General features: G+C 32.3%; 9 protein-coding genes. 3 read left to right on the forward strand and 6 right to left on the reverse strand.

Translation table 11 applies throughout. The annotated features are described in order from the left end of the window. Positions 1–59: 59 nt before the first annotated feature. The 4 genes from ACWVCY_RS00735 to ACWVCY_RS00750 form a co-directional block, all read right to left on the reverse strand. Positions 60–392, reverse strand: coding sequence for a hypothetical protein (locus tag ACWVCY_RS00735; RefSeq protein WP_455139465.1), 333 nt, complete (start codon positions 390–392; stop codon positions 60–62). A gap of 79 nt (positions 393–471) precedes the next feature. Next, on the reverse strand, positions 472–1,920 hold the full coding sequence (locus ACWVCY_RS00740) for a sensor histidine kinase (protein WP_455139467.1): 1,449 nt from the start codon (positions 1,918–1,920) through the stop codon (positions 472–474). 81 nt (positions 1,921–2,001) lie between these two features. Then, a complete protein-coding gene (locus ACWVCY_RS00745; protein WP_455139469.1) occupies positions 2,002–2,457 on the reverse strand; it encodes a chemotaxis protein CheW in 456 nt (151 codons plus the stop codon). 19 nt (positions 2,458–2,476) lie between these two features. Continuing rightward, entirely contained in the window at positions 2,477–3,016 is a 540-nt protein-coding gene (locus tag ACWVCY_RS00750; RefSeq protein WP_455139471.1) for a hypothetical protein, read from the reverse strand. A gap of 352 nt (positions 3,017–3,368) precedes the next feature. On the opposite strand from ACWVCY_RS00750, the gene ACWVCY_RS00755 reads away from it, so the two are divergent. The 3 genes from ACWVCY_RS00755 (at position 3,369) to ACWVCY_RS00765 (ending at position 6,289) form a co-directional block, all read left to right on the forward strand. Next, positions 3,369–4,184, forward strand: a complete 816-nt coding sequence (locus ACWVCY_RS00755) for a hypothetical protein (protein WP_455139473.1) — start codon at positions 3,369–3,371, stop codon at positions 4,182–4,184. A gap of 102 nt (positions 4,185–4,286) precedes the next feature. After that, positions 4,287–5,459, forward strand: a complete 1,173-nt coding sequence (locus tag ACWVCY_RS00760; protein WP_455139475.1) for a (Fe-S)-binding protein — start codon at positions 4,287–4,289, stop codon at positions 5,457–5,459. Beyond that, complete coding sequence (locus tag ACWVCY_RS00765) at positions 5,456–6,289, forward strand: carbon-nitrogen hydrolase family protein (protein ID WP_455139477.1); 834 nt, start codon at positions 5,456–5,458, stop codon at positions 6,287–6,289. The genes ACWVCY_RS00760 and ACWVCY_RS00765 overlap by 4 nt, the downstream gene beginning before the upstream one ends. 31 nt (positions 6,290–6,320) lie before the next feature. Here the strand turns inward: ACWVCY_RS00765 and ACWVCY_RS00770 are convergent, their stop codons facing one another. Next, positions 6,321–8,084 (reverse strand): M48 family metalloprotease, encoded by a 1,764-nt coding sequence (locus ACWVCY_RS00770; protein ID WP_455139479.1) that lies wholly within the window; start codon positions 8,082–8,084, stop codon positions 6,321–6,323. An 84-nt stretch (positions 8,085–8,168) separates the two neighbouring features. Continuing rightward, the coding region (locus ACWVCY_RS00775; RefSeq protein WP_455139481.1) for an MFS transporter at positions 8,169–8,949 on the reverse strand (781 nt) is incomplete at its 5' end.

The raw sequence follows: 8,949 nt of genomic DNA on the forward strand, positions 1-8,949 counted from the left end.
AAACGCTCTTAGTGAGAAAATATATCAATTACTGTACATTTTGGATAATTTCTCAAAAATTATCGATAAAAATCGAGAACATCTCCACCTAAATCATCTGAATCTTGTGGATTGATAATTATTCGGAATAGATCCCAGACAATTTCACTTGCATACCTTCCTTTACCTGTAAGTGCATAAAGAATTGAAAATTCCTCTTCACCCTGTAAAATAATTACCAATCCAAGATCATATAATGTCTTTAAACAAGAATTAATAATCGATGGGTCAACATTATGATCTACTGATGAAGAAATTTGCTCTAATGTTCGACCATTTGGATTAAGATGGAGATATTGAAGAACTAATAATATAAACTCTTTTTCTAGGAGTTTAAGTGGATTGATTTGCATTCTCTTTCATTCCATTCAATAAATTATTCCATTTAAATTATATGTTATAAATTATTGAATTCTACTCATGGGAGGATTTCTAAAATTTTGGTAATATGATCACTACAGTAGTTCCTAAATTTCTTCCAGGAGAATTAATCGTAATTGAACCCCCATGAATATCCTCAATTATTTTCTTTGTAATTGACAACCCTAGGCCAGTTGATTGAGAACCAGGTTCAAATTTTGTAAAGGGTTCAAAAACTTTCTTTAAAGATTCTTTTGTAAACCCAAAACCATTATCTTTAATTGTGATTTTAACAGTTATTTTACCTTTTATTTCCACCTCTTCTGCGAACATTTTAATCTCTCCTTTTTCAGGAGGAGAGTACTTTACTGCATTATCCACAAGATTTTGCACTGCTCTTATAATTAGTTCTTTACTTGCCATTATTTCGAGTTGATCAGAAGCAAAAATCTCTATTTTTTGACCCCGACTGATCATTTGTGGTAGTAAACTCATTTTTACTTCACTAAAGACTTCGCTAATATTCAGTCGTTCTTTAGTAATCTCATAATCACTACTATCATAGCGCTCATATTCAAGTATACTTCCGATCATTCGTGCTAACCGTTTGGAATTTGAAATGATAATACCCAGATGTTTGTCCATCTCATCAGTTATCGGTCCAGCTAGACCCTGTTTTAGAATTTCAGCAAAACCTTGAATTGCAGCTAAAGGCGATTTTAAATCATGAGTTATTGTGTAGAGCATTTGTGACTTTTGATCAAATTTCTCTTTCAAGTCCTTGTACTTTAGTAAAGAAACAATATCAGCTTGAACTGGGCTTTTAATCTTGTCTATTTTTTCCTGTGAAATATACGCAGAGACTGTGGATTCAAGAATACTGTTCTGTGTTGATAATAAAAATATCTCTTTATTTAAGCTTTCTAACTCTAAAGATCTTTTAGACAGTTCTTCAATGAGAATTTGAATGGGTTGATAGAACTCTCTAAAGCTTTTAGGAAATTTTCCTTGATTTTGAGCATCATAAAAAAAATTTGGGGTAATATTAGTGTTATTTAAACAGATAAATGGATATTCCATTGCCATTTGAATTGTTGTTTTATTACTCATACTAGATTCAAGAAAAAGAGAAAAAATAGTAATTGATTTATTGATTGAACTTAACCTACTGGATATTTCTTGCTCAATAAATTTAACAAAACCTTTAGTTGGTTTAATTAAAGTAAAATCTAAAAGATAGAAGATTTTTTCATTAATTGATGACCCAACTGATATGGATTCAAGAGAAGAATGAAATTTAGTTTTCCAATAGATCAATTTAGATTTTGGCACAGTATAGGTAATAATATTATAGGAATTAGAAATATTAGAATCAAATACTACATCATTTCCTTCCTTTTGGAAAATTAAAAGATTAAAGGAAGTAGCAGAGTGAGAGAGAGAGGAATTTAGGAAAGCATGAAGTCTAGCTCTCTCTGTGAATAGAGTAAATACTATCTGAATATTACTTTTTTGACTCAAATTTTACCCCTATTCAAATTAATAACGATATTTTTCCTATTAATATTTTTCTCCTTCACAATTATCCTCTAAAGTTATTATTCATTTAAATGAATGTTCAGTGAGTAATATTTCATTGTTTATAATATTAAATAAATTTAATATCGGAATAGTTTGTTGATAAAAATCTATTGAATGAGTTATAAATGGCATTTGAGGTTCATTAATCTTTTGAATATCCCTCTTATTTATCTTAATATATCCGCTTATTTGGTCTATTCTTACTCGAATTATTTCATTTCCTTTTTCTCTTACATAATTCAAAATTCTCGTCTGATCAGTAATAACTACTTCCCGTTTTTCTAATTTTAAAAGTGATTCGAGATTAATAACTCGTTTAAACGATTTAGTATAATTATATTCGTAAAAAGACCTTAATTCCATCATTTTATATGGTTCAATTCCATTTAATGAACTTATTGGAATCGCAAAACGATAATTTTGAACCTCAACGATTAAATATCCCTCTACATCTACTGGAAGTGATGATTTATCCATATTGGTTGTCACCAAAGAACTAATCATAGGGATATGGATTTCCAAGAGAATTATAATGACTAAGTTCACTTAGAGATCTTTTATAACCTTTTGATCCTTCACCTTCAGTTTTACCGATTGGAATCAAAGCAATAACTTCTAATCTTTCATCAATTATATTTAATAAAGATTTAATGCCTTCTTGATTAAACTCAACGATTAAATCACAGCCTAAATGATTCGCAGTAGCACCCATCATTAATTGGGCACTTGCAACAATTGCATCAATTATATTTGTATCATCTAAATCTTCAGAGGTTTCCGAAACTGTTACAACGACAACAGCTAAAATAATAGAGGCATTAATCAACCATTCAGCATTACTGACTAGTTCTATAAGGTCCTGTTTGATTTTTGAATCATCAATTATAATAAAAGTATAATTTTGATTTTCTGAAATTGTAGGAGCAAGTTGAGCACAAGCGATTAACTGCTTAATTTCATCAGTATTTAGCCTTATTTGATCTTTATTAAAATTTTTATATCTTTTATTCCGAATTACTACTTCAAAGAAATCCATTTTGTATTCTCCTTGATTTCTAGGTATAGAGAGTGAAATATTTCCCAAGAAAATGAAAATTAATTAGAATATCTAAAATCAATCATTTTTGAGATGGTAGGATAACCTCTTAAAAAGAGTCTGTTTTTCCCTAAGGTGATGAAAGCATTACATTTATGATAGATATCTTTCTTGATCTGTTTTAATCATCTTCAGAGGTGTTTAATGATAATAGAATTATCATACGTTCTTGTTCAAATGAATAATAAAATTTGGAAGTGATGATATTTCATATCCTAATGAAAAACGTTTAAAGGATCAATTACAGCTCCATTATGAGCAGCAAAATGCACTAATCACCCAAATCAAAGCAATGAGAGAAGAACTACGGAAGGAACAAAAACTCACAACACGATTTCGTAAACTAAGAGATCGATACAAAAATGAGAGGCAGTCTTTATTTGAAAAGGTTTCTCCTGATGTTGAAATACGTGATTCACAGAAGAATACTCTGGATGGATTGAAAAAACGAAGAGATTTTTTGAAACGACAAGCGAAAAATCAAGAAGGTCCATTGTTCAAAATTTTAACTAGCGAGCAATTGAGCCAATTGTCATTGATGGAATTAAGATATCATCTTTATGAACTTGAATTTAAACAACAAACTACTTCTCTTTCAAAGGAAGATGAAGATATTTTAATAGAAGAAATACAAAAAGTAGAAGAAAGAATAACCCTTTTAGAAAAACAAAATGAAGCAATAGTTGCCGATTATTTAGGTAATATCCCAGAAACTAAGGAAAAATTAGAACATGAAATTCAAGACCTCGAAAAACAGATATCAAAAGAGGAATCAGAAAAAAGGGAGGCTTCAGAACGAATTCAGAATCTTTATGTACGGATAAAACCTCTAAAAGAATCAGAGGACGAAGCTCACCAAGATTTTGTCAAACATCTTCAACGTGTTGAAGACTTGAAAATTGAAATAGAATCAAAACAAGAAGAAGTGGAAGCACTAAAAGGAAAAATCGGTCAATTAAAGAAAATGCTTGCAGAAACAGAATACAAGCAAACATATGGAAAGATTGAAGAAAAAATACAAAATTTGATTAAAAAAAGGGATGCAGGAGACTCTTTGACACCTGAAGAACAAGAATTTTTAATGGGATATGGTTATGTTCCTTTTTAAAAAATTTTTTGATTTTTCAATTTTTTATAAAAGCTCATTCCGAATAATTAAAAAAATAATTAATCAATAATGAGAATAATATTTAAGTCGGAGTTATTTGCAGTGAATTTAAAGGCTTTATCGCTTTATGATGAATTTTTCATATGTGCCTACTGCGCTTATTGCATTGATAATGAAGCTGCATGTCCGACTTTTCGTTCTATAAAGCATGAAATAGCAACAGGTAGAGGGAAGATGCTTACCGCCAGATATCTTTCTAAAGGATTACTATCTGAATCACAGGGGCTAGCAGCATTAAGTGAAGGTTTATTTCAATGTACATTTTGTGGAGCATGCTCTGAAGTTTGTCTAGTGGATATTCCATTAACTGATGTCTATTCTGAATTGAAAGAACTAGTTCAGAAGTATCTTCCGGAAGGTACAAAAAGATCTTTTGAACATTTAATAAGATCCAATAATATCTATAATCTAGATCAAGAAGACCGTAACTTTTGGAGTGTTGATGTCGAGGAAATTTATGAAAAATGGGTAAATAAAAGAGCAGAAATTGGATATTTTATTGGATGTGTTGCATCATATTCAAGCAGAGCAGCAAGTGCCCCTGTTTCGATTTTAAAACTTTCACAAATTGCATCAAATCCAATAAGTATATTTTCACCAGAAGAATATTGTTGTGGAAACCCCTTCCTATTAGGTGGAAATCCTAAAGAAGCTAGACACATCGCCAGACATAATATTTTTCAAATAAGCCAATTAGGTATTCAAACACTAATGGTATCATGCGCAGGATGTTATCGAGTTTTTACCAAAGAATATCCTAAATTATTGAACCATAACTTGCCATTTAAAGTAATTACTCATATGGAATATATTACAAATCTGATAAGAACAAAAAAATTGAATCCAAGAAATAATAAACCAATAAAAGTAACCTTCAAAGATCCTTGTGAGCTCGGACGTCATTGCGGAGTTTATGAAATTGCCAGAGAACTAATTGCTCTCCTTCCTGGTGTAGAGTACCAAGAAATGGAAAATAACAGAAGTAGAGCTTTATGTTGTGGCGCAGGGGGATTATTACTAGCAAATTACCCCAAAATGGCAGAAGATATCGCAAAACGCTTAATCAAACAAATGGAAGACATAAATATAAGTTTATGTCTTAATGCATGTCCTTCTTGTCAAATAAACATCGATAATACGCTTAGAAAAATGAAATCACCGATTAAATCAATAGATATTACTGATTTGGTGAGAGATAGGATGATTGAAAGGTGATCCATGATGATTGTCTAGAAATAAGCTCTTTGCAACCTAAAATTTATTATAACCAGTTACAAAATACATTTGATTCCTATTCAACTCTTTTTAAGAATTATAAAGAAATTCAAACAACACAGGTCATTTGTCTTCCTGAATATTGGAATGGAATTAGAACTGAAACATTATCCTCAGAAACGACTGAAAAATCTTTAAATTTTTTGGAATCCTTAGCACATGAATATTCTGTTTGGTTAATAGGGGGAAGCCAACTTACTAAAGAAAACAACCTATATTATAATAGATGCCATTTATTTAATCCTTCGGGAGAAATCATTGGCCAATATGATAAACAAAATCCATTTGGTTTTGAAAGAAAAAGAGGATTATCTAAAGGAACTAAGAATTTTTTAGGTAAAATAGGAAGATGGAAAATAAGTATTCGTATTTGTAGTGATCTCTGGATCCCAAGTATTCATGATGAGTTGATTCAGAAAAATATTGACCTTCTTTTTTGTCCTAGTCTTACAACTTTACCAAAAAAAGAATTTACAACATACGGAAGGTTTATGTGGTATAATTTAAGTCTTGTAAGAGCAAAAGAAGCAGCAGTAGGTGTAATAGTTAGTGATAGGGCTACTCAAGTAATTAGTGACCCTTTTTGGAGTGCTGGAGCATCTTGTATAGTTGATCCGTCTAAAAAATTCTCTAATAATGAAGAAGTTGGCTTTAATATTCTTAAGAAAATTCCCTCTGGAGAATCTGGGATTATAACAAGTTCTATATCCTATGATGAAATTCAATCACAAAAAAAGTATCGGAAATCTATGGGTTTAATGCTAGAGTAAAAAAAAGAAAGGAGGGGGGTTTTTTGGCATATTATATTGCAATCAATCCAGCTGCAATTAGTAATAGTCCAATGATAACTACAATCCACATAAACACCCAATTCGCTCCAGACCAGCGATTCTGGAATGTCTTACCATCTTGTGTAATGATTTTCCATACCTGTAGTATAGGACCAGGTCCACGGTGATACCAACCATAAGCCTTGACTATCTGTCCTTGCAGCTTTGGTACTCGGAATAAAGCGAAGATCCATGACATAAAACCTAGAATTGGACTATAATCCAAAGTAATTATACCAGTATTATCTTGGATAACTAGATCTTCAGAAAGGAAGAATCCGGGGACTCCTCGGCCTACAACTCTTCCCTCAAAAACAGCTTTTTTACCACGTAGTGGAGACGCTTCATAATACCCATCCTTTGTCTGGTCTGTTAAACAATGAACTACTGTGACTGTATCGTCTGAATCACGGATTTTAGGATATTTAGCGTTTCTTCGTAATTTCCAAATCAGAGCAAATAATAAGAAGCCAATCCCTGTACCTATTTCAAGTGGATATCCCATCAATTCTGCAGCGATAGCTCCTAAAATAGGTAGAATAATGAAGAATATTGGAGCTATATAATAGAGGAATAGGTCAGCTAAAAATTCATCCCATAAACTTTCAGGTAGTTTTATTTTTCCAACACCAGGAAAATCAGGTTTCATACCTCGGTCTTCTTGCATCCGATTGAGTGCTAAAATTCGTTTCGCGGGAAGTGGATGAGTAGATGAAAGTTCAAGAAATCGTCCCCATGGATTAGAAAGATCCCATTGAGCTGCTTGAGCAACTGTTTCTTCATTTAACTCCATTCCACGACCATAAGTAGCCATAGCAAGTTGTTTAGCTCCTGAAACATCAAAAATGCCTAACGACCGCATCCCTGTCATGAAACCCTTTTGTTTTGCAGCTTGTCTTCGAACTGCGGGAGTAAGTTTCTCATCTCTCATTCGTTGGTCTGTTTCAGCATCGAATTTCACCATTCCATAAGCAATTTTAACTAATGCTCTAGATAAGGCGCCTGGTTGCCCTGTAGCTTCTGCACTGAAGGAATCTGCATAATACTCACGTACACGAGATAAGAGTAGAACAACATAATGAGAGATAAAATAAGCAATATAAGCACCTACTGCTGCAGCCATGGCAATAGCTCCGACTTTTGCAGCATCATCGTCACGAGAAGTTCGAGTTGAAACACGGGCAAAAGTCCATAATCCTTGGTAAAAAGAATAGCAAATTAGAGGAATTGCAGCAGCGACGGTCATCCAAATGAAATCTCTGTTCCGGATATGCCCACATTCATGAGCTACAACCGCTATCTGCTCTTCTTCTGTCAGATAATTAATAATCCCTTCAGTGATAACTAAACGCGCACGTTTCTTAGTATGCCCATATGTAAAAGCATTGGGGTTATTATCATGGATTATAGCTACCCATTTCAAAGAAAAATTATGGAGTTCCATTTGTTCATATAAAAACTGCCTTATGTGACCTGGTAACTCTTCTACTTTATATTTTGTAGCGTCATAAACCCAAGAAATTGTAATATCCATTATCCAAGGGGATATTAGATATTGTAACCCTACAAAGAAAAAAGCAAATATTATTGGCAGAAGAAATACCAAAAATTCAGAACCGGGAGGAATAACACCTGTTAGAGAAATGACTGCGATCAAAACCATTCCTAGGACAAAAACAATTCCCCAAAGAAATGTCATGACTGCAACCGATCTTAAATATAAGTTTCTTGGCATATAAATCACTTTCTAAATTTATTTATTGGAGGAAAAAATTTTATTTTACCTAAAATCCAAGGAGTTAGTCTTTTTAAAAAGCTTTTAGCTAGCAGAATTAATATCAGAGGTTTGGATAATTGATTTTCGAGATTCCATTCCAATCTTTATTTGTGATCTATCGACATCAATTTTGCTAATAGTCAAGGACCAGATAAAAGCAGCTATCAAATAGAAAACTAAACTGAAAATGAACACTTCAATGTAAGAATAAAGATTTAGAACGTAGGTTGAGAAAACTAATCCAAAAACTTCTCCTAATTGATCAGTTAACGAAAATAATGATCCTAAACTGCCACGATGCTCAGGAAATGACACTTCAAACATCAATGAGGTTCGATTTGGCCCTGATGCAGCTCCAATAAAACTTCCAATCCAAAAAAATCCTGCAAACATAATAACATTTAAAAAATTATTATTAAGCGTAATAAAAGCTATAAAAAAGAATATAGCTTGGCCTGCCATACATATAGCAGCTATTATGGCTCGAACTTTAGGTTCTCTATATTTTAAGGTAAAATAATCCCCAATCTTCCCAAAGATTGGATAACCTAAAGCTCTTCCACTTGCTATAACCAATGCAAATATACTTGCCTGACCAATATTAAGCATTAATCCTTCTCCTGAACTGAAAAAGGAAATTAAAGAGTACGTAAAAATAGTTCCAGGAATTAAGGCAAAGAATCCCTGAACTAGAAGTCCAAGTATTGTTCGTGAATGTAATGTTCTTATTATTCCACTTATTGTTATTCTAAATGGATAATGATAATTTTCAATTTTAACGAAAAATGGTTCTTGTCGACCCCGTTCTGGGATTATAAGAAAA

The organism is Candidatus Hodarchaeum mangrovi (assembly GCF_975850365.1).